General features: G+C 40.4%; 33 protein-coding genes. 26 read left to right on the top strand and 7 right to left on the bottom strand.

The genetic code is table 11. From position 1 onward, the window contains the following. Positions 1 to 32: 32 nt before the first annotated feature. The 7 genes from ACB088_RS08375 to ACB088_RS08345 all read right to left on the bottom strand — a co-directional run bounded on the left by ACB088_RS08375 (position 33) and on the right by ACB088_RS08345 (position 4,225). Positions 33 to 329, bottom strand: coding sequence for a hypothetical protein (locus tag ACB088_RS08375; protein ID WP_375038627.1), 297 nt, complete (start codon positions 327 to 329; stop codon positions 33 to 35). Next, positions 329 to 1,303, bottom strand: coding sequence for a hypothetical protein (locus ACB088_RS08370; protein WP_375038626.1), 975 nt, complete (start codon positions 1,301 to 1,303; stop codon positions 329 to 331). The genes ACB088_RS08375 and ACB088_RS08370 overlap by 1 nt, the downstream gene beginning before the upstream one ends. After that, entirely contained in the window at positions 1,300 to 2,421 is a 1,122-nt protein-coding gene (locus ACB088_RS08365; RefSeq protein WP_375038625.1) for an ATP-binding protein, read from the bottom strand. The genes ACB088_RS08370 and ACB088_RS08365 overlap by 4 nt, the downstream gene beginning before the upstream one ends. Before the next feature lie 12 nt (positions 2,422 to 2,433). Next, on the bottom strand, positions 2,434 to 2,757 hold the full coding sequence (locus tag ACB088_RS08360; RefSeq protein WP_375038624.1) for a hypothetical protein: 324 nt from the start codon (positions 2,755 to 2,757) through the stop codon (positions 2,434 to 2,436). A gap of 2 nt (positions 2,758 to 2,759) precedes the next feature. Further along, positions 2,760 to 2,948, bottom strand: a complete 189-nt coding sequence (locus tag ACB088_RS08355; RefSeq protein ID WP_375038623.1) for a hypothetical protein — start codon at positions 2,946 to 2,948, stop codon at positions 2,760 to 2,762. Between the two features lie 274 nt (positions 2,949 to 3,222). Next, positions 3,223 to 3,525 carry a hypothetical protein gene (locus tag ACB088_RS08350; RefSeq protein WP_375038622.1) on the bottom strand — a complete coding sequence of 101 codons (303 nt, stop codon included), beginning with the start codon at positions 3,523 to 3,525 and terminating at the stop codon, positions 3,223 to 3,225. A 16-nt stretch (positions 3,526 to 3,541) separates the two neighbouring features. Continuing rightward, on the bottom strand, positions 3,542 to 4,225 hold the full coding sequence (locus ACB088_RS08345; protein WP_375038621.1) for a LexA family protein: 684 nt from the start codon (positions 4,223 to 4,225) through the stop codon (positions 3,542 to 3,544). 101 nt (positions 4,226 to 4,326) lie between these two features. Here ACB088_RS08345 and ACB088_RS08340 point away from each other — a divergent pair, with 101 nt between their 5' ends. The 26 genes from ACB088_RS08340 (at position 4,327) to ACB088_RS08215 (ending at position 22,080) form a co-directional block, all read left to right on the top strand. Then, positions 4,327 to 4,527, top strand: a complete 201-nt coding sequence (locus ACB088_RS08340; RefSeq protein ID WP_375038620.1) for a hypothetical protein — start codon at positions 4,327 to 4,329, stop codon at positions 4,525 to 4,527. After that, positions 4,524 to 4,880 (top strand): transcriptional regulator, encoded by a 357-nt coding sequence (locus ACB088_RS08335; RefSeq protein ID WP_375038619.1) that lies wholly within the window; start codon positions 4,524 to 4,526, stop codon positions 4,878 to 4,880. The genes ACB088_RS08340 and ACB088_RS08335 overlap by 4 nt, the downstream gene beginning before the upstream one ends. Positions 4,881 to 4,940: 60 nt before the next feature. Further along, on the top strand, positions 4,941 to 5,267 hold the full coding sequence (locus ACB088_RS08330) for a hypothetical protein (protein WP_375038792.1): 327 nt from the start codon (positions 4,941 to 4,943) through the stop codon (positions 5,265 to 5,267). Next, a complete protein-coding gene (locus ACB088_RS08325; RefSeq protein ID WP_375038618.1) occupies positions 5,267 to 6,220 on the top strand; it encodes a helix-turn-helix domain-containing protein in 954 nt (317 codons plus the stop codon). The genes ACB088_RS08330 and ACB088_RS08325 overlap by 1 nt, the downstream gene beginning before the upstream one ends. Next, positions 6,217 to 6,609: a DUF559 domain-containing protein gene (locus ACB088_RS08320; RefSeq protein WP_375038617.1), complete on the top strand. Its 393-nt coding sequence runs from the start codon at positions 6,217 to 6,219 to the stop codon at positions 6,607 to 6,609. Before ACB088_RS08325 ends, ACB088_RS08320 begins: the two co-directional genes overlap by 4 nt. Continuing rightward, the gene (locus ACB088_RS08315) at positions 6,606 to 7,103 is read left to right on the top strand and encodes a hypothetical protein (protein WP_375038616.1); all 498 of its coding nucleotides are present in this window, start codon (positions 6,606 to 6,608) and stop codon (positions 7,101 to 7,103) included. The genes ACB088_RS08320 and ACB088_RS08315 overlap by 4 nt, the downstream gene beginning before the upstream one ends. A 114-nt stretch (positions 7,104 to 7,217) precedes the next feature. Then, positions 7,218 to 7,853, top strand: coding sequence for a hypothetical protein (locus ACB088_RS08310; RefSeq protein ID WP_375038615.1), 636 nt, complete (start codon positions 7,218 to 7,220; stop codon positions 7,851 to 7,853). 60 nt (positions 7,854 to 7,913) lie between these two features. Beyond that, positions 7,914 to 8,132 (top strand): hypothetical protein, encoded by a 219-nt coding sequence (locus tag ACB088_RS08305; RefSeq protein ID WP_375038614.1) that lies wholly within the window; start codon positions 7,914 to 7,916, stop codon positions 8,130 to 8,132. A 125-nt stretch (positions 8,133 to 8,257) separates the two neighbouring features. Then, on the top strand, positions 8,258 to 9,091 hold the full coding sequence (locus tag ACB088_RS08300; protein ID WP_375038613.1) for a DUF2971 domain-containing protein: 834 nt from the start codon (positions 8,258 to 8,260) through the stop codon (positions 9,089 to 9,091). Between the two features lie 52 nt (positions 9,092 to 9,143). Then, positions 9,144 to 9,791, top strand: coding sequence for a putative metallopeptidase (locus ACB088_RS08295; RefSeq protein WP_375038612.1), 648 nt, complete (start codon positions 9,144 to 9,146; stop codon positions 9,789 to 9,791). Positions 9,792 to 9,837: 46 nt separating this feature from the next. Then, positions 9,838 to 10,347, top strand: a complete 510-nt coding sequence (locus ACB088_RS08290) for a DUF2280 domain-containing protein (RefSeq protein ID WP_375038611.1) — start codon at positions 9,838 to 9,840, stop codon at positions 10,345 to 10,347. After that, positions 10,344 to 12,002 (top strand): terminase, encoded by a 1,659-nt coding sequence (locus ACB088_RS08285; protein WP_375038610.1) that lies wholly within the window; start codon positions 10,344 to 10,346, stop codon positions 12,000 to 12,002. Before ACB088_RS08290 ends, ACB088_RS08285 begins: the two co-directional genes overlap by 4 nt. 10 nt (positions 12,003 to 12,012) lie before the next feature. Continuing rightward, positions 12,013 to 13,428: a DUF1073 domain-containing protein gene (locus ACB088_RS08280; RefSeq protein ID WP_375038609.1), complete on the top strand. Its 1,416-nt coding sequence runs from the start codon at positions 12,013 to 12,015 to the stop codon at positions 13,426 to 13,428. A gap of 70 nt (positions 13,429 to 13,498) precedes the next feature. Then, positions 13,499 to 14,089: a phage minor head protein gene (locus tag ACB088_RS08275; RefSeq protein ID WP_375038608.1), complete on the top strand. Its 591-nt coding sequence runs from the start codon at positions 13,499 to 13,501 to the stop codon at positions 14,087 to 14,089. After that, positions 14,090 to 14,407 (top strand): hypothetical protein, encoded by a 318-nt coding sequence (locus tag ACB088_RS08270; RefSeq protein ID WP_375038607.1) that lies wholly within the window; start codon positions 14,090 to 14,092, stop codon positions 14,405 to 14,407. 20 nt (positions 14,408 to 14,427) lie between these two features. After that, entirely contained in the window at positions 14,428 to 15,762 is a 1,335-nt protein-coding gene (locus ACB088_RS08265; RefSeq protein ID WP_375038606.1) for a DUF2213 domain-containing protein, read from the top strand. A gap of 5 nt (positions 15,763 to 15,767) precedes the next feature. Further along, positions 15,768 to 16,256: a hypothetical protein gene (locus ACB088_RS08260; protein ID WP_375038605.1), complete on the top strand. Its 489-nt coding sequence runs from the start codon at positions 15,768 to 15,770 to the stop codon at positions 16,254 to 16,256. Between the two features lie 61 nt (positions 16,257 to 16,317). Continuing rightward, a complete protein-coding gene (locus ACB088_RS08255; RefSeq protein ID WP_375038604.1) occupies positions 16,318 to 17,343 on the top strand; it encodes a DUF2184 domain-containing protein in 1,026 nt (341 codons plus the stop codon). Positions 17,344 to 17,356: 13 nt separating this feature from the next. Then, entirely contained in the window at positions 17,357 to 17,836 is a 480-nt protein-coding gene (locus ACB088_RS08250) for a hypothetical protein (RefSeq protein WP_375038603.1), read from the top strand. A 3-nt stretch (positions 17,837 to 17,839) separates the two neighbouring features. Next, positions 17,840 to 18,226 (top strand): DUF4054 domain-containing protein, encoded by a 387-nt coding sequence (locus ACB088_RS08245; RefSeq protein ID WP_375038602.1) that lies wholly within the window; start codon positions 17,840 to 17,842, stop codon positions 18,224 to 18,226. Beyond that, positions 18,223 to 18,783 (top strand): hypothetical protein, encoded by a 561-nt coding sequence (locus ACB088_RS08240; RefSeq protein ID WP_375038601.1) that lies wholly within the window; start codon positions 18,223 to 18,225, stop codon positions 18,781 to 18,783. The genes ACB088_RS08245 and ACB088_RS08240 overlap by 4 nt, the downstream gene beginning before the upstream one ends. Further along, on the top strand, positions 18,770 to 19,138 hold the full coding sequence (locus ACB088_RS08235; RefSeq protein ID WP_375038599.1) for a hypothetical protein: 369 nt from the start codon (positions 18,770 to 18,772) through the stop codon (positions 19,136 to 19,138). The genes ACB088_RS08240 and ACB088_RS08235 overlap by 14 nt, the downstream gene beginning before the upstream one ends. Before the next feature lie 3 nt (positions 19,139 to 19,141). Continuing rightward, on the top strand, positions 19,142 to 19,687 hold the full coding sequence (locus ACB088_RS08230) for an LIC_12616 family protein (protein WP_375038598.1): 546 nt from the start codon (positions 19,142 to 19,144) through the stop codon (positions 19,685 to 19,687). Further along, on the top strand, positions 19,684 to 21,159 hold the full coding sequence (locus ACB088_RS08225; protein WP_375038597.1) for a DUF3383 domain-containing protein: 1,476 nt from the start codon (positions 19,684 to 19,686) through the stop codon (positions 21,157 to 21,159). Before ACB088_RS08230 ends, ACB088_RS08225 begins: the two co-directional genes overlap by 4 nt. Positions 21,160 to 21,172: 13 nt before the next feature. Next, entirely contained in the window at positions 21,173 to 21,616 is a 444-nt protein-coding gene (locus ACB088_RS08220; RefSeq protein WP_375038596.1) for a phage protein, read from the top strand. Then, the gene (locus ACB088_RS08215) at positions 21,616 to 22,080 is read left to right on the top strand and encodes a phage tail assembly chaperone (protein ID WP_375038595.1); all 465 of its coding nucleotides are present in this window, start codon (positions 21,616 to 21,618) and stop codon (positions 22,078 to 22,080) included. The genes ACB088_RS08220 and ACB088_RS08215 overlap by 1 nt, the downstream gene beginning before the upstream one ends. The last annotated feature ends 31 nt before the right edge of the window (positions 22,081 to 22,111 follow it).

The following is a 22,111-nucleotide window of genomic DNA, read 5'->3' as shown; positions in this document are numbered from 1 at the left end:
AAAGCCTCTCTTTCTTTATTTAAATCAACCATTCACGCCACCATTTTATAAATACGTTTAACTTCATGATTCAGCTCATCCATTGCTGAGCGACCTTCCTTGAAATACTTCAAAAGCATTAACTTGTATCGCTCTTGAGCTGCTTTGTTAATCTCACCTTTATCTGTCAAGGAGAGGGTAGCTTTATTGCCTTTAATCAGGTTTACACCTTGCGGTGTACCCCGTCCGCGATAGCCAGCATTAACGTTGAACACTATGAACTTCTCGAAAAGCTGCATGGGTAGCAGCTTTGGCTCGAAAAGAAACTCTGGAGTAATCTGTTTCGACATTAGAAAGGTTCCTCCAGTAAATAATCAGGTTCATTAACTGGTGGATTTTCTAATTCAAAGCGGCGTTTTTTAACGAAACCCATGAGCTTTGGTTGAATTTCTAGAGCACGGCTTGCCACATCAATTTCCAGCGCATCCAATGTAGTAAGATCTGGTGCATTTTGGATCTGAACCATTAATGATGGTGGCTCACTCTCTACAGGCTTTTCATCTGCAAGTTGAGTTAAACGTTTGTGAGTAGCTTGTAGCAAAGGTTCCATTTGTTTGTCAGACCAAGTGCGGGTATATCGATAAACAGCATTTACCTCGGCAGGTGTCTTCGACTCACTTACACGCTGTAGAAGAGTATCCAAGGTTTTTTGATACTCAATGTCTGTTTCTGGCTCGGCAGCAACTGGAACTAATGGCTCTTCGGATGTAGTGACATTAGTTTGCCCAGTAATAACAATTGCTGGTTGTTTTGCTTCAGCGACTACTTCAGAAGTCTTTTCCGTAACTACTGTCTGTTCAGTTTTAACTTGTGGCTCTTTTTTGCCTCGCTGTTTTTTAGGCTTGTCATTAAAACCATCTTTTACCTCAACTTCATCAATCACTTGACCAAATGTAGCGCCGATAGCTTTAAGTTGAAGAGTGGCGTTTTCAACATCAGCTTGAGCAAAACCATTCATTACGCTACAAAGAATTTCGCTATTTTCTGCATCAAACTTGGTTCTTAAAATCCGCATTGGCATAACGATATAGATTTCTTGTTGGTCTTCTACATCATGTGGTGTTAATGGTTTGGTAAATTTAAAACCAGCAAGCTCCATTGGCTTTGCTTTGATACAAAATTCATAACCCGGCATAGCAAATATAGTTGCAGGGAATTGGCCTAATTCAGAGAAGTCTAGAACCTCTCCGACTGGTCTACATAAAACATCGAAGCCATTTAAAAGAGCATCAAAAGCTTCATAAGCAGTAACTATATTTTTCATGCTGTCATCCCACTTTTAGCCAAAGTTTCAATTTCTTGCTTAACCGCAGTCAGTTTTTCCGCCTCAATTTGAATAAGGGCATCGATACCAAAATGCTCACATACCGTTTTCACATCGAGGCCACATTCACCAATAAAGTTTTGAAGATCATCTCTTTGCTGGTCTGAAATACCGTTAAATTCAGGTGGACTAATCCAAACACCGCGCTCTTTATCAAATGTGCAATTCAAGGCTTTTGAACGCATCAGCATTGCTTGGCGCATGTTTTGGTAATACATGTGTTCTTTATCAAGCGATTCAGTTAATTGATTTAGATCACCAGCATGCTCGGCTTCTTCACAACTTTGCTTCCAGTTCTCAAACTCTTCTTGAGCTTTGGCAGTAGCTAGTTGTGCTGGTGTCAGGGTATTGATGTGTTCTTTAGCTTGGGTGATAAGGTCAGCTAAGAAGGTTGGATTGGTTTTAAGATCAGGAACCCACACCTCACCAGTTTCACCGCCTAAAGCACCTGAGTTTTTCGCATGGTGGGTAGGAGAAGGTTTGAAACTAATGACACGGGCGTTTTTACCTTCACCTGTAGTGACGGTTGTTAGATAGCCCATAATGTCGGCGATACGGTAAAGCTCATTACGGTTTTTACCGCCTAGATCTGGTCGGTAAATGATTTGTTCACCGTTTTGATCCTCTGAGGCATGAGCAATGAACACCACATCTTTACCAAGGCTTATCAATGTATTGATGTATTGCTTGAATGTCTGGTTAGCCAAGCCCTGAGCTTTTAGCTTTAAGGCACCATCTTTTTGACGGTTGTTTGCTGTAAGCAATAGATGCGTTTTAATGCATTCAAGCATTGCGCCTACAGTGTCAATAACAATAGTTTTATAAGGTGCAAGGTCTTGTGGCGTGAGGTCAGCAATATCTTCCCATTGTTGAACCTGTACAACCGCACCGCGACGCAGTTCACCAGTACGGTGGGCACCACGGTCAAAGTCGAATGAAATAGCTTTGTCCGCAGTAAAGCCCATGGATGTTTTACCTAAGCCCGGATCGGCATATAGGTACACAATAATTGCTTGAACCAATAGAGTTTGATCAGCTGTAATAATAGGTAGAGCCATTTTTTATTATCCTTATCTTGAGCCAGTAAAGCCGCGCTTCGTTTTATAAGCTTTGCGTTCAATTGATGAGATGTGTGAGTTACCTAAATCGATAGCTAACTTCTTTTTGCGTTGAAAGCTGATCTCTTGGGTGAGTACCTCCCAAACTGCTGGGCTATCTTTTTTGAAGTTTTCAACGTTTAGAGGTGTTTTAACTTCATCTTTGATTTTGTACAGCACTGTACCGTTAGCATTTGAAGCAAATACTTGCCAGCCTATTCGAACTGAGTAGAGACCTGTTTCATCACGGCCTAAATATGACTTGTAGCCGTCAGGGTGCTTTTTGAAGTTAGTCATGATTAGCCTCCAAACATCCAAGATGCAGCGGCTACGGAAATCAACCAAAGGATGATTGAAACGACAATGAATATAAGGAAGTCGATTACATTCGCTTTGATAGTTGCAAAACGAGAAGGGCGCTGTTCTTCAACAGTTGGGTGTTGATATAAGCGTGCAGTCGTTTGACTAGGGATAGTGTTTTGTTTCATACTTATCTCGCAAAGTTTGCAAAGCACATCGAAAGGTCAGAGAGTCGGTGTGCTTTTTTGTTGTCTCGATATCATTATGTTCAACTAATTGAACTATCATGTCAATACTTTGTTCAATAAATAAAATAAATTTTGTTCAAAAAATTGAATGTGTCTTAATAGACAAAAGAAAACCCACCGTGGTGGTGGGCTTAAAGGATTTTTTTATGGAATTTCCTAACTGTGTCGGGTCACGTTTTTATTATCCAGCATATAAAAAATTGATTTAGGCTGTTTATACATCCGAATATTTTTCTAAAAATTCATCTATCCATTCTTGTGCTACATCAAGGTTGGTTATATCAGATAGTTTTAGATTGGTCTCTTCTGCCTCATTAAAGCCTTCAATAATTGCCTCAAAGATATTTGCTTCACTAATGACCTCACGTGCCAGTTCCGCAGCGTCATAGCTCTGCTTGGCCTTTTTAAGGGAAGTTATTTGTTTATCAATTCCTGCACCAATTTTTCCTAATGCCAATTTAAATTCTTGACGATTGATCGATAGTGCAGTTTTTGATTTATTAAGTGTTGCGATCATTGGTTTTCCTTTGAATTTAATACTTAAATAATCGATTATGAGCCACTACAACACCAATTATCGATATTTCAATTTGATTGGAGTTGAGTGTAGGGAAGTCGGGGTTCAATGGGACGAGTTCAATTACATCTACACCAAATTCATTTACACCGATCACACGGTATTTTTTAAAAGTAGTTCTAGCAACACCGTGTTGAAACTCTTGAGCGATAACCAATGATCCAGGCTTAGCCTCCAGTGAGCCATCAACCACCAATTCATCACCCGGCATAAACTCGGGAGCCATACTTAATCCTTCAACTTTAAGTGAAAATACACATTCAGGCCGCACGCCTTCATATGTCGTCCAGCTAGTACCTAAAGGGTTAAGTCCGTCATAACCAACATCATGAAAAAGACCTGCCTGCACATAATCAAGCAAAGGAATTTGTTTAAGAGGAGTATTTATGTAGGTGACATTACCCTTATACCCTTGGATTGCTGGGTAACTTTTAGCATCGTCACCTGTTAGTAGCCATGAGCTTGTAGTTTTTAAGCATTTTGCTAATGACTCTATATGTTTCGCGCTTGGACTATTACTCCCATTAACCCAGCCTGAAACCGTACCACGAGCAGCTTTAGTTGCTCTCATTATATCTGCTTGTGATAAATCAAGCTCATTCATTCGTGCTTGTATGCGATCCGATACAGATAGGCTCATGACTTTCCCCTTATGAATGTTCAAAATTATGAACAAAAAAATTGACAATCACCTGAACATAATGTTCAATAAATAGAATCAATGTGTTCAAGGTTTTGAATATGAATGTTAAGCAATTGCGAGAGTTCTATGGTGTTAGAAATAACTCGCAACTTTCTAAAAAAATCCAAAAAGTTAGATCGTTATTAACCAAGTGGGAAAATGATGGAATCCCTCCACGCACTCAAGCTGCTTTTGAGGTTATGACAAATGGAGAGTTAAAAGCTGACCGTCAAGCTTTAACGGGACAAATGCAACCATGAACAAAGTATCAATCAATCTCTCTGCAAGCGCCAGAAATGACGCTTCACGAATAATGCATGGTCTTGATTCTGGCAATCAGAAAGAGATTGCTGAACAACTAAAGGTTGATCCAAGCACTATTACTAGACTAAAAACAGACAAGAAAAACAATGGTTTGAATGAAATTGAAATGTTTTGCGAGCTATTGAGTCTGCTTGGACTGAAGGTTGTACCTAAAGATTATCAAAGTATTGATAAAGAAAGAGTTGCAGCACTTTTAGTTATGTCTAAAAGCTGGATGAATCGTATTGAAACAGTAGATGACTTATTTCATGACGAAATCAGTGGTCAAAAAGAAAAGCTTGGATATTAAAAAACCACATCCTGCGCGAACAGGAGTGGTTTCAATTCATCAATACGGAAACCAATGAATATGCAAACTAATTTATCAAATCAAACGACTAAAGACAATCTTCTTGAAGAAAAGCGAAAGCAAAGTTATCAGTCGTGGCATGAGCCAGCTTTAAGAACTTTATCCGGTTTGCTGGAAATTCGTAAGAAAAATCTGGCACGCCAAAATCGTGACGAAAAAAATGCTGCGGTAACACGTGAAGAGTTTATGCAAGCACTGATAGATCAACATGGAAAACATGGTCTTTATCTCGGCCATGCTGGTCAAATCATCTCAAGTTTATATCGGGCTAAACGGATCCGTTACTTAGGTAGCACTTTCATTCAGTTGAATGAAGAGGAGGATTAATGAGCTTAGATGCAACAGTTTGGGCTTGGAAAACCCGTCAAAAACAAAAGGCGGGTGGCGCATTAAAGCCACTTAAAAAATTAGTCCTTCTTTCGTTGGCTGATAGAGCTGGCGAAGCACATGAATGCTATCCAAGTGTTGCTCGTTTGGTAGAAGACACAGAGATGGACCGTAAAACGGTTTTGAAAATTATTGATGAGTTAATTGAGGACGGATTTATTATCGATACGGGTAAGCGCGAAGGTCGAACTAAGCAGGTAAAAGTATATCTTTTGATCGGAGTTAAGGGCCGAGAAACAGTACCAACAACGGTACACTTTGATACTGGAAATGATGATTTAAACAGTCCCAACAATGGAACAGTTCCAACAACGGAACAGTTCCAACAATTCCATGAAAGAGTCCCAACAATTCCGTTAAACAGTCCCAACGTTGGGACACGGAATCTTTCAAAGAATCTATCAATAGAATCTAAAAATAAAAAAACATGGTTGAGTTTGAAAAAACTTGGTGAAGAAATTCTTTTGGCAACTGATCAGGAAACTTACGCGCAGATCAAAAACGCAAGTTGGTTTGATCGTGAGTTACGAGCATTTGAACTCTACAACGCAGAGAAGAATCTTTGTGATGAACTCATGAATTATCACTTTGCAGATTGGTTAATCAACGCATGTGGCAAATACCAAGCACGTGAGCAATCTAAAAACCAAAATATTGGAACACAGGTTCGAGTCCCGCAGGGGGAATCAAACACCCTTAGTTCTAAACAGATCTACTCATTCGCTCAAAAACTTTCTGTTCATCCAGATTTCGCAAGCAAATTCGCCGAAGGTAACGAGAGCTATGAACAACTTGCTGCACGTATTGCTGTAAAACTCGCAGATCCTCAGCAACAACAGAAATTAATGCCTTATCTCATTCAAGTTGGTTTCACTGGAAAGGGGGCCGCATGACATCAATGAGCCTTGCTGAATACCGTGTATTATTTCCTATTCAGAAAAATAAAAAGCGCAGTTCAGCAAAGCAAACACGTGAACCAAGTGTAGGGGAGATTTTGTTAGCAACACATCTTAAAGCCTGCAAGATTAATTTTGAGCAGGAATATAAATTCCATCCAAAACGTAAGTGGCGGGCAGATTTTTTAATTACGGGAAAAAAGATATTGGTAGAGGTGGAAGGCGGGATCTGGAGTGGAGGCCGTCATACAAGGGGCAAAGGTTATCTAGGAGATATGGAGAAATACAACGAAGCGGCAATTATGGGGTTTACAGTTTTACGGTTCAGTACAGAGCAAGTTAAAGCAGGCGTGGCGATTAAACAAATTGAGCAATTGGTAGGGTGAATATGAATATGCCAGTACAACACATTTTACAAGCGGTCGATTGGTCTAAGTATAGTTTTGAAGAATGGTGTCGCCAGTTGGGAGCATGGCTTAATGGCGATAGTGAAACTATGGTCAAAATTGTTAAAACCATGCCAACTAAGCGCATCACTCAAAAACAACGTGAAGTTCTAATGGCAATGTACATGGGTGATGAGAATTTTAAAGATCGCTTGTGTACACGCCGTAAAGGTACTTGTTGTCAGTTAAACGATAATGAAGCACGTGCCGTACATAGATTGATTGTCGATATTAAGTTAATTGAAGATCATATTTTAAAAGAATGGATCTCAGCAATTTGGTCACACCATGTTATGGGAAATTCATTAAGAGATATCGCCCAAAGTAATGACACGTCAGTTAATCAAATTAGACAAGATTTAAAGTGTGGACTCGCATATATCAAAAGTCGTAATCCACACTTTGCATTTGAAACTTTTGAAAAAACCGCTTGAGTGTGCGCACGGGGTATGGCATATTTGTGATAACTTGGCGATTTTGCATTTAATTGCCAAAGAAATGGCTCGCTTTTGCGGGCTTTATTATTTCTAAACCATTAGAAAGTAATAATGTTAGAAAAAATTAAAAAAGCATCTCTTGCAGATTGGGTTCTTATAATTTCTAGTGGACTGTTAATTACTGGTCTTTGTTATCAATTTGGTTATTATGGGAATATTGGACTTCAAAGTCCTTGGATTATCAATCTTTTAGGTACTAAAGAACTATTTATCAGTAATCTAGGTCTATGTATTCTTTATGCAATTGCAGCTCTGTATTTATCTTCGTATGTGGAAGAACAAACGAAACAGAGATTAATTGAATTAGCAGTGCTTGCAAATATTGTTTTAATTGCAATCATAATAGTGGTGATTGTTGAAGATAAGCGAATAAATAATATTGCTGACTGTATTTCAATTTTCTTAGCCTTTAATTCTTTTCTTATAGTTCTTAAGCAAGGTTATTATTTAAAAATTGTAGGGGTTATTGTCTTATTTTTAGTTATACCTTTTTTTAAAGGCGTAGCAGATATACAAACTAGCATTACTGAAAAGCAGTTTAAAATGGTAAAACTAGGGAAAAGCGAACAAAAATGGTTTTTGGTTAATACTTTTGGTGACAAAGCTGTTTTAGTTGATTCTTACGAAAAATCTCGAAAAGTAAAGGTTGTTGAAATTAAAGAACTCGATTTCGTTCACACTCAATAAAGTCATTTTTATTTAAGTTTTTATGTTAAATTCCAGTTTAATTAAAAACTGGTAAATAAAATGACACTTTGTGTTGGCGGTGAATTAGATGGTCAAGAAATTGAAAAAGATGTGAAGATATTTAAAGCTTCAGAAATTGACACTAGCTACACATCAACTTATTACCTTCAAATTTATAATCGCGACAATGTGTTTTATGAATTTTGGCATCCTCACGGCTTTGATCTTCATAAATTGTCTAATAAAGTTTTAGAAATTTTAAGAACACCTAAAAGTTAGTTTTATCGTTTGCCGGACGTATTACGGCACTTGAAGCCCCGCTAAATATCGATTATTGGCGGGGCTTTTTATTTTATTAATTTAACTTTATTATTTGTAAATTATTAATTTAACTAAAAATACAAATGACAAACCTTGTACATAACTATGCAAAAGATGATCTACCTGAAGATGCTTCTTTATGGAGATATATGGATTTCACTAAATTTGCAGATCTTGTTTTATCTAAAGAACTTTATTTAAGACGAATTGACTCATTTTTTGATCCATTTGAAGGTCAACACAGTGAAATTACTAAAAGTAGATTAAGAGATTTTCTAACACAACTTTATCAAAATAATTCGACTGTAAATATTGAAGAGATGGTTGAACAACAGGTTGTTTTATGGAGGATTGGTAAACTTGAAACATATGTAAATTGTTGGCATATCAATGAATATGAATCTGCTGGGATGTGGAGTTTGTATGCTAAGACTGAGGAAGCAATTGCTGTTAAAACGAATATCAAGAAACTTAAGTTTTGTTTAGAAGAGGCAACAAGACCTGACCCGAATGCAACTATTTATATTGATAAAGTTTTTTATATTGATTATGAAAAAGAAGCGCCAATTTCTAGAAATAATAATTTAGGATTTGTAGAGCATCTATTTAATAAAAGAAAAAGTTTTGAACATGAAAAAGAATTTCGAATTTTATATTCGTCTTATGAATTATATGATTGGAATGATCAGACAGGGGCTGGAACTATAAATGTTCAAAGGGTAATAGAAAGAGAAAAAAATAATGACGAATTATATAAATCTAGATTGTTACCAATAAATTTGAAAGAACTTATATCTGAAATATATGTTTCACCTACTGCACCACTATGGTTTTATGAAATGACAAAAAAGTTCATGAAATCTATGGGGTTGGAAGATATACCATGTATACAGTCAAAGCTGTATTCGCTTAAATAATTTTATTCAAAATCAAAAGAGCCAACGGCTCTTTTTTCTTTTGGAGAGCTAAATGAAATATGAAGTCAGCTTTCATGTGCCAATTAGGCCAATGCCTCCAGAATGGCTCTTTGAAATGGATACACCTAACTTTGTACCAGCACCAGAAATGTGGGAATGGATAGGCAAAGTATTTCTAGATCCAAAATCAAAATTATTTAACGTTGACCACATGCATTTACGGTCATTTCGATATCCCGACATTGCAGTGATGTGGGCTAGATCTGGTTTTAAAAAGCAAGGGCGTCAGGTCATTGGTACTACTGAAAAAGTAATGATCAATGCTGGCGGCTGGAAGAAAGAACGACAAGAAGAACAATACATCCAGTGGTTTGAATATTTACCTGAATATCTCATTACTTTTGATGCTTCATATTCCCTTATTGCTAGTGATGTGGACTTTTGCGCTTTGGTTGAGCACGAGCTATATCACATTGCCCATAAGAAAGACCAATACGGTACACCAGCATATAACAGAGAAACCGGTATGCCTAAGTTAGCGATTCAAGGGCACGATGTAGAAGAATTCACAGGTGTTGTACGCCGCTATGGTGCAAGTGAGGATGTCAAAAGAATGGTTGAAGCAGCAAACAAAAGACCTGAGCTGTCACGTGCTGATGTTCATTACACATGTGGCACTTGTTACTTGAAGGTGGTTTAAATTTTTTTGCCACTCTACTTGGACGTACTTGGACGGATAGAGATAAATGGCAAGGCTTAATAAAAGGGTAAAACTCTATATAGTACGGTCACTTGCTACCTATGAGACACCCTCAGAAACAGTGAAGGGCGTCCAAGAAGAATTTGGTATTACCGTCACTAAACAGCAGTGTGAAGCATACGACCCGACAAAGAAAACAGGACAGGATTTAAGCGAAGAATTTAAAACTGAGTTCTTTAGGGTTCGTAAAGAGATGAACGATAACCTGAGTGCTATTCCAATCGCTAACATTGCATACCGACTCAAGCGCTTACAGCGATTCATTGATCTAGACCAATTCAAAGAAAACCCAGTAATTGTGCCGAGCTTATTAGAGCAGGCAGCTAAAGAAGTTGGTGGACTTTATACCAATCGCAAGGAAATTACAGGGGCAGGCGGTGGACCAGTTAAAACTGAAAATACAGAAAAGCCACCTACGCCAGTATATACACCTGAAGAATTAGACAAACTCAGCCCTCAAGAGTTATCCCGTTTAGCAATTAATGGAAAGCTATGACATACGCACTAGATGAAATAGCCCCTTTAATTAAAGAGTGGACTATTAACGTACGCTTGCCTGATGTTATCGCTGAAATGACGCGGCGCTATTACTACAAGGCTGTGATTGAGCAGAACGAAAAGAGCAAACAAGCTGAATTAGAAAAGTGCAAGAATGATCCTATTCACTGGTTTAACCATTGGATCTGGACATACGATCCGCGTGGTATGTCATTCGGATTACCTGCCAATATTCCTTTTGTATTACGTCCTAAACAGGTTGAGCTTGTAGGTTGGTTGCTGGAGCGTGAAAACACTCAGACACATGGATTAATTGAGAAATCCCGTGACGAAGGGATGAGCTACGTTGTGCTTGGTTTTTATCTACATCGTTGGTTATTCGTTGAAGGCTTTGCAGGTGGAGTTGGTAGTCGTAAGGAGGAGTTAGTCGATAAGAAGGGTGACCCTAAAACACTGCTTCACAAATTCCGCGATATGTTCAGCAAGATGCCTGACTGGATGAAGCCTAAGGGATTTGTCGAGAAAGTGCATGATAACTACATGCGCATCATTAACCCGGACAACGGCGCAACCATTACAGGTGAAGCCGGTGACAACATCGGTCGTGGTGGTCGTACAACAATGTACTTCCTTGATGAATGGGCATTCGTAGAACGGCAAGAAGCCGTAGATGCAGCAATTTCCCAAAACACGAACGTTCATATCAAAGGATCCACGCCCAACGGTATTGGTGATCGATTCCACCAAGATCGTTTTAGCGGTCGCTATTCAGTTTTTACAATGCCTTGGCGAGCCAACCCAGATAAAAACTGGACAGTTACGTATAACGGCAAAGAGATACATCCTTGGTATGAAAAGCAGTTGGCCACATTGGATGATGTTGTATTAGCCCAAGAGGTCGATATTAACTATGCGGCTTCAGTAGAGGGCGTACTAATTCCTAGTGCTTGGATTCAAGCTTCTTTAGATGCGCACGTTAAGCTCAATATTGAGCCTACAGGCGATCGTATCGGTGGCTTGGATGTAGCCGATGAAGGTAAAGATAAAAACTCACTTACAGCACGCCACGGCGTAGTCATGATTTATTCGTCTACATGGTCTGGTAAAGGTGATGACATCTTTGGCACAACTCAGAAGGCAATGGATTATTGCGCGGAAAGCTCTATAGAAACGTTGTTCTATGATGCTGATGGGCTTGGCGCTGGTGTGAAAGGTGATGCCAGGGTAATTAATGAAAAACGCCGTGAGTTAGGTTTGTCTGAGGTTAATGTCGAGTCATTCCGTGGATCTGGTTCGGTTTACGATCCAGACGGTGAAATGGTCGAGAAACGTCTTAACAAAGACTTTTTTGCAAATCTTAAAGCACAGTCTTGGTGGTCATTACGTTTGCGCTTTCAAGAGACTTTCAGAGCACTCGAAGGGCGCGATTATGATCCAGACATGATCATTTCACTGTCTACTGAAGATATAGATGCCAAGGAACTGGCATTACTCACTACTGAGCTATCACAACCAACCTATACCAAAAATGGCGTTGGAAAAATCCTAGTTAATAAACAGCCTGATGGCACTGCCTCACCTAACCGGGCAGATAGCGTCATGATTTGTTTTAACCCACAGATTGGCGAGCTCAGTGTCTGGAGCAAGTTATAAAGAGAAAGTTATGGGCTTAGTTAAATTTACAAAAGATTCGTTCCAGAACTTTGCCGCTCGTGTTGGCTTGGGTACTGGGAACCAGCATGATCAGTCTGGATATGGTTTTAACTTTTTAAGCCGTAACCGTTTAAAGCTTGAAGCAATGTATCGATCCTCTTGGGTTGTTGGCCAAGTGGTTGATGTTGTAGCTGACGACATGACACGTAAAGGTGTCAAATTGAATGGCCTGTCAGATCCAAAAGAATCGGAAAAGATAGATCAGGAGATGGATCGCTTACAAGTATGGGGGCGACTTAATAAAACAATTAAGTGGTCCCGTCTTTATGGTGGTGCCATTGCTGTCATGATGATCGATGGTCATGACGTGTCAACGCCGTTAAACCCCAGCACTATAGGCAAAGATCAGTTTAAAGGTTTATTGGTTCTTGATCGATGGATGGTTCAGCCAACATTACAAGATTTGGTAACAGATTTAGGGCCTGATTATGGCACTCCGCGCTATTACGATGTCATTACCGATTCAGTTGGCTTATGTAATCAAAGTGTCCACTATTCGCGCGTCATCCGTATGGATGGCGTTGAGCTACCATACAACCAGTCAATTGCTGAAAACCTTTGGGGGCAATCAGTCATTGAACGGATGGAAGATCGTTTAACGATTTTTGATAGCGCTACTTTAGGCGCTGGTCAGTTGGTCTATAAGGCACATCTACGGACATATAAAGTAAAAGGGCTGCGTAGTCTTATTGCTGGTGGTGGGCAACTTTATGAAGCTCTCGTTAAGCAAATTAATCTGATCCGACAATGGCAGTCAAATGAAGGTTTGACCTTGATGGATGCTGAAGATACCTACGAATCCCATCAATATAACTTTTCTGGTTTAGATAATATCTTGCTGCAATTTGGGCAACAAATTTCAGGCGCAACCGGTATCCCACTTGTACGTTTATTTGGTCAGTCACCAGCGGGTTTAAATGCTACAGGTGAGTCGGATCTAGCCAACTATTACGACAATATTAACCAGCAACAAGAAGGGCGTTTAAGAACGCCGTTGCAGATCCTCTACGCCGTGTTGCACATGTCTGTACTTGGTAAGCCTTTACCTGATTCATTTAGTTTTAAATTCGCCTCATTGTGGCAATTAGATGACGAGAAGAAAGCAAACGTAGCTAAAGGCGTAACAGAAGCAGTAATTTCCGCTGAAGAGGGTGGTCTTATTAAGCGCTCTACCGCATTAAAAGAATTACGCCAATCAAGTGAAGTTACGGGTGTTTTTTCTCACATCACTGATGAAGAAATTAAAGAAGCTGATGATGAGGATCCACCGCCACCGGGTGAGGGTGAAGACGATGAAGAGACAAATAAATCGGATAACACCGAACCTAGCGAGAAAGACCGAGATACGGTACAGCCAGCAGCTTAGAAAGATCGCTGGCTACGTCGATACCATCGTTAAAGGTTTCGATGTAAACGATCCTCGCACATACCCTTTAATGACAGCTTCATTAAATGAGTATGCAAATACTCTCCACCATTGGGCACAGAATGCCGCTGGTCGAATTATTACAGATGTTGCATTAAGGGATGAGAAAACTTGGCTCATATATGCGAATGAACTTTCGCGCGGCGTACGTGATCAGATCAGAAATACTAATGTAGGTGGTGTTTACCAAGAACTCTTAAATGATCAGGTAAGGCTTATTAAGTCATTGCCATTGGAAGCAGCTCAGCGAGTGCATGATCTTTCTACGAGGTCCTTGATAGAAGGTGGTAGATCTAACGAGATTGCTGGATTAATTATGGCTACTGGTCGTGTAACTAGATCCAGAGCAAATACAATTGCCCGTACAGAAGTTAGCCGAGCATCATGTGTATTCACTCAAGCTAGAGCCGAAAATCTAGGATCAGAGGGTTATATCTGGCGCACAAGTGAAGATGGCGATGTACGGCCAAGTCATAAGGCTATGAATGGGAAATTTGTTGCTTGGGACAACCCGCCAACTTTGGACAATTTAAAAGGACATGCTGGTTGTTTGCCTAATTGCCGATGTTATGCGGAACCAGTTATTCCAGAGGATATTTAAATGCAAATTTTCTTTACCATTTTTGGTGGACCACATGATGGTTATAATTTTTCACTAGGTATACCAATGGATTGCATTCATCTTATTGAACATTCTCCAGTAGGCGCTGTATCACGACCTAAAAAGTCATTTTATCGAGAACGAGTAAAAACCGTTCAGTACGAAAAACGAAGAATGTTCGTTAAAAAATATGGAAAGGTATTTTTTAAAGATGTTTATGCTTTTGATGAATATGATTTCAGAGAAGCATTAAAAGAGTTTCGGCATTCATTCAATCCAGTTTACAAACAAAATAGCCACCTTCGGGTGGTTTTTTAATGCCTGAAAAAAGGTGAGCCATGTTTAAAAGCAAAAATGCTAAGGGTAAAAAAACGGTTGATAGATCCGAGATTTATACAACTGGTCAGTTGGGCCGTACACGGGAAATAACACCCGAGGGTTATTTACTATGCCGTGATGTGCGAGTAGCTCGTATTGGAACATTAATGTATGGCAAAGATGAAGTTCCTGTCACGGCAGACAATACTGGATTGATCCTTATCCAGCGTGGTGAAGATGTTTTATTTGATCCAAAAACAATCGCTTCTTTTGAAGGTAAGCCTGTTACAGATGATCACCCTGATGATTGGGTTACACCTGATAACTGGAAAGATCTTTCTAAAGGATTCGGCAGAGACGTACGTCGAGGTGAAGGAGTTGATGCAGATTTTTTAATGGCTGATTTATTGGTTACCGATAAAGACACCATTGAAGCAGTATTAAATGGAAAACGCGAAATTTCTCTTGGCTACGATGCTGACTATACAGAAGTTAGCAAGGGCAAAGGGGTTCAGAGCAATATCATGGGCAATCATTTTGCCTTAGTTAAAGATGGGCGTTGCGGTTCACGCTGCTCAATAGGAGATAGTTTTATGTCTGCCAAAAAGACACAAAAGAAAGAACCTTGGTATCAAAATTTGCTTGGATTAAAACGCACAGTTGACCAAGCTCTCGAAGAAGCAGATAAAACTGCGGATTCGGATAATGATGACAAAACTGAAGATGACGATGATGAACCTCAGGATAAAAAATCCAAGACTGGTGATGCTGCTATTAATCGTGAAATTCTCAAAATGCTCAAAACAATGGATTCTCGTTTGGTTAAGTTAGAAAAGAAAACCAAAGATAATAAAGATAGTGATGATCCTGAGAAGAAAACCGAAGATGATGACGACGATCCGGAAAATAAGACAAAGGATGACGGTGATTTAACTGAGCCAGAACCAGCTAAAAAAATTGATGAATCTGGTACACAAACTTATACCGGTGACTCATTAAAAGAAGTCATTTCACGTGCTGAAATTCTTTCACCAGGTTATCGCATGCCGACCTTCGATAGTGCGAATAATGGCAAAGCTGTTTTAAATACTAAGCGTGCAGTACTTAAAACTGCATATGCTACTGAAGACGGGCAGAAAGCTATCACTCCTTTTGTTGGTCAAAATCCTGATTTTGATAATTTGCCAACTCACACCATTGATGCTGCATTTGCTGGAGCATCAGAGCTCATCAAACAACAGAACAATGCAAAAGGTATTCGTTCTGGAATTAAAACAAGTGATTTTGGCCGTTCAGCTCCAACACCTGCCGAAATCAATAAACGCAACCGTGAATTCTGGACCAATCAAGGATAAGAATTATGTCTAATGCATTTTTATATCGTATGCCGAGTGGTATTCCTGGTGATGTCTCTCGCAAAAGCCAATCAACTATTGAATCCCATCCAGTAGGAGCGCAATTTCCTGCATTTGGTTTGTTCGGGAAGATTGATTCTGTCACAGGTAAATTTGTCCTTTTGGCTGGAGCAGATACCGCAGCAGGTATTTACGGATTATTAGTCCGTGCATATCCAACACAATCCGCACAGAACGAGCTTGGCAAAGCAACACCTCAGCCTAATGGCATTCAAGACGTTTTACGCCGTGGTTATATGACCGTGAAATGTAATGCTGGTACAGCTAAGAAAGCGGGCACTATTTATGTACGTGTTGCTGCAGGTACTGAAGCAAAACCAGTGGGAGGAATTGAGGCTGCTGCTGATGGAGCAAACAGTATTATTTTACCTAACGCGTTCTTTATGCATGATGCCGATGCTCAAGGCAACGTTGAAATCTCATTTAACATTTAAAAATTATTGAACAGCACGGCCACCTATTAGGTGGTTTTTTTGTGCCTGGAGAAAAGACAATATGAGTAAGCTATTAATTGCGAATACTATGGCGCAAGCATTGGCCATGGGAACAGCAACACCTGTACGTGCTCGTACTCGTGATCACATGATGACCTTTGACTCACGAACTATTGATAGCACCGGTGTTTTCATGGTGGGTGAGCTAGAACGTCTTGACCAAACAATGCATGAGCCTTTGGTGGATGTAACATGGGGGCGCGATGTTGACTTGCGTTCTGATGTATCTATTGCTGATGAGATTTCAAGTTTCTCAAATGCAACATTTGCAGCAGCTGGAGGTGCTTCACCTCAAGGTAAATCTTGGGTAGGTAAAAATGCAGATGCTATCCAAGGTATTGCGTTAGATATCGGTAAAACCGCACTGCCTTTAACTCTTTGGGCCAACCAAATTGGCTGGACCATTCCTGAGTTAGAATCTGCTCGCCAAGCTGGTCGTCCAGTTGATGCCTTAAAGCACAGTGGTTTAATCCTTAAACATAATATGGATACCGATGAGCAAGTCTATATCGGTGATGAAGTTATCGGTGTGCAAGGCCTTCTTAATTCTGACAAGGTTGGTGCTACCAACGTTAATAAGAGCTGGAAATTGGCAACAGCAGACGAAATGCTGGCCGATGTGAACTTGATTCTATATAACGCTTGGATTGCTTCAGGATTTGCAGTTTGTCCTTCTAAATTGTTGTTGCCACCTGAACAGTTTGGCTTAGCAGTAACACGCAAAGTTTCTGAAGCTGGCAATATTTCAGTTTTGGAATACATCAAAGTTAACTGTATCTCAATGGCTAAGAATGGTAAGCCATTAGACATCCAGCCTTCTAAATGGTGTATGGAACGTGGCACAGCGGGAACTGACCGCATGATGTGCTATACGCAAAATGAAAACCGTGTCCGCTTCCCAATGGTCCCGTTACAACGCACTCCGGTTGAATATCGTGATCTACGTCAATTAACTACCTACTACGGTCGTTTAGGTGCAATTGAATGGATTTATCCAGAAACTGCATTCTATGCAGATGGTCTATAAGGAGAATTAGGACATGAGCAAACAAGTACAAATTCTTCTTTCTCGTCCATTAACGGTAAATCTCGGAACCGATGAAAATGGACAGGCCAGAACACATAAATTAGCAGTTGGTTTGCAGCATGTAGATGCCGAAATCGCTGACAACTGGTTTGTGAAAGCGCATTGCCAAGAGATTTCAAATAACGATATCCAAACAGGTGAGCTTCAAAAGCAACTAGAAATAGCGAATGAAGAATTAAGTATTCTTCAAACGCAATCTGATGCGGCCACAAAGAAAATCGGACAACTTGAAGGGACTATTAAAGACCGCGACACTGAAATCGCTAACCTTAAAATCCAATCTGCTAAAGATCTTCAGGCTCAAGCGGAAGAGTCAAAGTCTGCACTTGAACAAGCTAAAAAGGTGCTTAAAGACCGTGATGCTGAAATCACAAAATTAAAGGCTGATTTGGCAAAGGCTACTCCAGCAAAAGACACACCAAAGGAAACCTAACCCATGATCAGTGAATCCTCGTTTCGTGAAGAAATGCCGGCTTTTGCTGATACTGCGCAATATCCGTCATTTCAGTTTAATTTTTATTTAAACCTTGGGAAAAAGTTACTTCGTGAGGAACGTTGGGAGGATTTGCTCGATTATGGTTTGACCTTGTTCATAGCTCATTATTTGGTATTATTTAAACGAACTATGACGATGAGCGCTATTGGTGGAGACGTAGGCAAGATCGTAGGCAACGAGACGTCTAAATCAGTTGATGGCGTTTCTAAATCAATGGATGTGTCAGGTGTTCTAATTACAGATGCTGGGCATTGGAATCAGACTACATTCGGCGTTCAGTTTTATCAGTTATTGATGATGGCTGGTGCTGGAGGTATCCAACTATGAGCAGTGGTGTTAAATCTTCTGGTGCTGGCCTTGCAAATATCCTTCAAGCTTTTTCTGATTTATCCCAAATGGATGTGCTGGTCGGTATTCCTCATGGTGAAGCCCGTACAGATGCTGACGGCCTAACTAATGCGCAGATTGGCTACCTTATGGAAGGTGGTTCACCTTCTCAAAACATTCCTGAGCGTCCATTTCTTGTTCCGGGTGTTGAAGAAGTTCAAGAACCGGTAGGCGATAAGCTTGTTAAAGCGGTTGATGCTGCTTTAGATGGTAATAGCCAAAGAATGATGATGTTGCTTGAATCCGCTGGAATGATTGCAATGAACTCGGTCAGGGCATATTTCGTAAATGGTGAATTTGCCCCTTTGTCATTGACAACAATCAGAGCGCGTGCACGGCGTGGACGTAAAGGCGCTAAGACATATCTTAAGCAGCTTGAATCAGGTCCTGCTGAATCGGGCCTAGTTCGGCCGTTGATTGATACGGGAGAGCTTAGAAAGTCGGTTACTTACGTAATCATGAAAAAGGATAAGGAGATAAAGCGTGCCACAACTTGATGTCTCAGATGTGCTTTTAGATCCTGACTTTAATTACATAGGCATTATTTGCAAGCGTACAGAGGTCATTGTTGGAAACAACGGACGACCACAAGAGACAATTACAAACACTCCATTTTCAGGTGTCGTTACAACCAATAGTGGCATCAAAATGGACCGCCGTGCAGATGGCACCTTGATTAAGGGTGCAATCAATATTCATACGCAATTTGCTTTAATTGCGGGTGATAAAAACACCAAAGCTGATGAGATTGTATGGAAGGGTAAAACCTACATTGTGTCTCAGGTTTTAGATAACCTGCATTATGGCCAAGGCTTTATAAAAGCAATTTGTGAGCTTAAACCACTGGGGTAAATCATGGGTGACTCTGCTTCAGGGGGATATATCACCCCTAGTGGCGGATCTGCTTATGACCAAGAACTTGAGGACATCTTTCAAGCCTTCATTGTCGGGATTACTTCTTTACCGGGTGCAATGGTTCGTCCACGTTTCCAAAGAGATCCACCGCCATTTCCTGAAATTGGTGAGGATTGGTGCGCCTTCGCCGTAAAGTCAATAATTCCAGATGATGGGCCTTACTTCGACCAGAAAGACGAAACAATGGATTCAATTCGACATGAAGAATTGACGCTATTCCTTTCGTTTTATGGCGACCACGGCCAATCAATTGCAAACGTCCTTCAAGCTGGTCTAGGCATTCCGCAAAACATCGCGCAGCTCAAAGCGCAAAAAATCAAATTTATCAAGGTGGGTGAGATCATCACCGCGCCTGACTTTCTCAATAATCAGTATGTACATCGATATGACCTAACCGCTGTCTTTAAGCGTAAAACATTACGCACGTTTGCTGTTAAGTCATTTGTAGATGCTGGAACAATAAATTTTCCTAGGAGCAATCCATGACATTGTCAGTTTCTGATGTTACTAATGTCTCCATTAGTTTGGCGGCATTGGCAGCAGGGCCGCGTAGTTTCGGCTCTTTGCTTGTTCTGGGGGCTACTGATGGCGTAGTAGATCCACTTGAACGTTTGCGTGAATATTCAGACCCTACGCCAGTATCATTAGACTTCGGTACCGATGCACCAGAATATAAAGCTGCTCAAAAGTACTTTGGCCAAGTACCTAAGCCACGAGTTTTGTATATTGGCCGCTGGGTTAAATCTGCAAGTTCGGCCGTTTTAAAAGGTGCGGTTTTATCTTCAGCCCAACGTGATATTGCGAACTTCACTGCCATTTCAGATGGTTCGATGAAAATCACCATTGATGGGGTAGAAAAGATTGTTACCGCATTGAATCTATCGGCTGTGACCAATCTAAACGGTGTAGCTTCGGCATTAACTGCAAAGCTTGGTACTGCTTCAGTAACTTGGAATGATGTATATAACCGTTTTGAAATTACATCATTAACCACTGGTACCACTTCAACCATTTCATATGCTATTGCCAATGCAACTGGCACAGACGTTTCATCATTAATGGGTTTAACGGTTGGTCATGCTTCGGTACCAGTCAGCGGCTATGCAGCTGAACCTTTAATGGATGCGATTACACACTTAGCTGACAAATCGCTTAAATGGTATGGATTAGACATTGCAGAGCCAATCTCTGATGCTGATTCTGAGTCTGTAGCCGATTTTATCCTTGCGGCTTCACCTTCACGCATTTATGGCCAGACTATTACAAATTCTTTGGCGTTAGATGGTACCAGCACAGCCGATCTAGCTTACAAGCTCAGTAAAGCAAATAATGGTCGTGTATTTACGATTTTTTCGGGCGATACCCCACATGCAGCCGCTTCCGTGTTTGGTCGTGCATTCAGCGTTAATTTCAATGGTACCAACACAACCATTACATTGAAGTTTAAACAACTACCGGGTGTCGAGGCTGAGGACTTACAAGTATCTCAGGCGAAAGCTCTGAGTGCTAAAAACTGTAATGTATTTGCAGGCTACAACAACGACACGGCCATTTTGCAAGAAGGTGTCATGTGTGATGGCTCATTCATTGATGAGCGTCATGGTCTTGATTGGTTGCAAAACCACTTAGAGACAGCATTGTGGAATCTTTTCTACACCACAACAACCAAAGTTCCACAGCTTGAAAGTGGCGTGAATCGCCAATGCGCAGTGCTGGAACGGGCATTAGAACAGGCAGTAACGAACGGACTTATAGGCCCTGGTCAATGGAATGGTGATTCATTTGGGGCTTTAGAAACTGGTGACTATCTTCCAAAGGGATATTACGTCTTTGCCAATAGTTTAGATGACCAAGCGCAATCAGAACGTGAAGCGCGTGAATCTCCCGTTTTCCAGATCGCTATCAAGTTAGCAGGTGCAACACATTTCTCTAATGTGCTTGTTTCTGTAAATCGCTAAAGGATAAGAAAATATGTCTACATATTCATTTATGGACACCCAATGCACACTCGCCAGTGATGATGGTGTCATTGATATTGGTTATGGTGCGGCCATTGCAGATGAAGGTATCACCATTGCAATGGCTGGTGACGCCAATACCATGACTATTGGCGCGGATGGTGAAGGGATGCATTCATTAAGTGCCAATAAGTCTGGCACCGTGACTGTACGATTATTAAAAACATCACCAGTCAATGCAAAGCTTTCTAATCTTTACCACATCCAGCGTTCAAGTACGAAGAAGTGGGGGAAGAATACTATCACGCTGAACCATACCGGTTCTGGTGATAATGCCACCGCCACAAAATGTGCATTCAAAAAACACACTGACTTGGCCTACAAGACAGTCGGTGATTTTAACGAGTGGGCTTTTGATGCAATCAAGATCGATCAAAAATTAGGAGCTTATGACTAATGCAAATTGGTAATCATAATTACGAAATTGGCCGCTTAGATGCTTTTGATCAATTTCACGTATCTCGAAAAATTGCTCCGATTATCCCCACCATTGTTCCTTTCATGACTGAGATTCTGAAAAGTAATGTAATGGATCTATTGGATAAGTTTGGTGATGATCCCGATAACCCTGACTTAAGTGCTTTAGAAGATTTTGACCTTAATAGTTTTGGTGAATCAATTCAGCCATTCATTGATGCATTTGCGAAGATGCCTGAGGATGATGCCAACTACGTTATGAAAAAGTGTCTTTCTGTTGTTACGCGTGACGGTGCCAGAGTAGTAATGAAAGATTCATTGATGTTTGATGACTTAGGCATCGAACACATCCTTCCACTCACAATTGCAGTGGTGCGCATTAACTTGGGAAATTTTATTCAAGGGCTGCTTACGAAGGCATTGAGCAAGAAACAGCCCACTTAACATTTAAGCATTTACCAGACCACGAGGATTG

Origin of the sequence: Acinetobacter sp. RW6 (genome assembly GCF_041956835.1) — a bacterium.
Lineage (GTDB): Bacteria > Pseudomonadota > Gammaproteobacteria > Pseudomonadales > Moraxellaceae > Acinetobacter > Acinetobacter calcoaceticus.
This window is presented reverse-complemented; position numbering and strand designations above follow the sequence as displayed.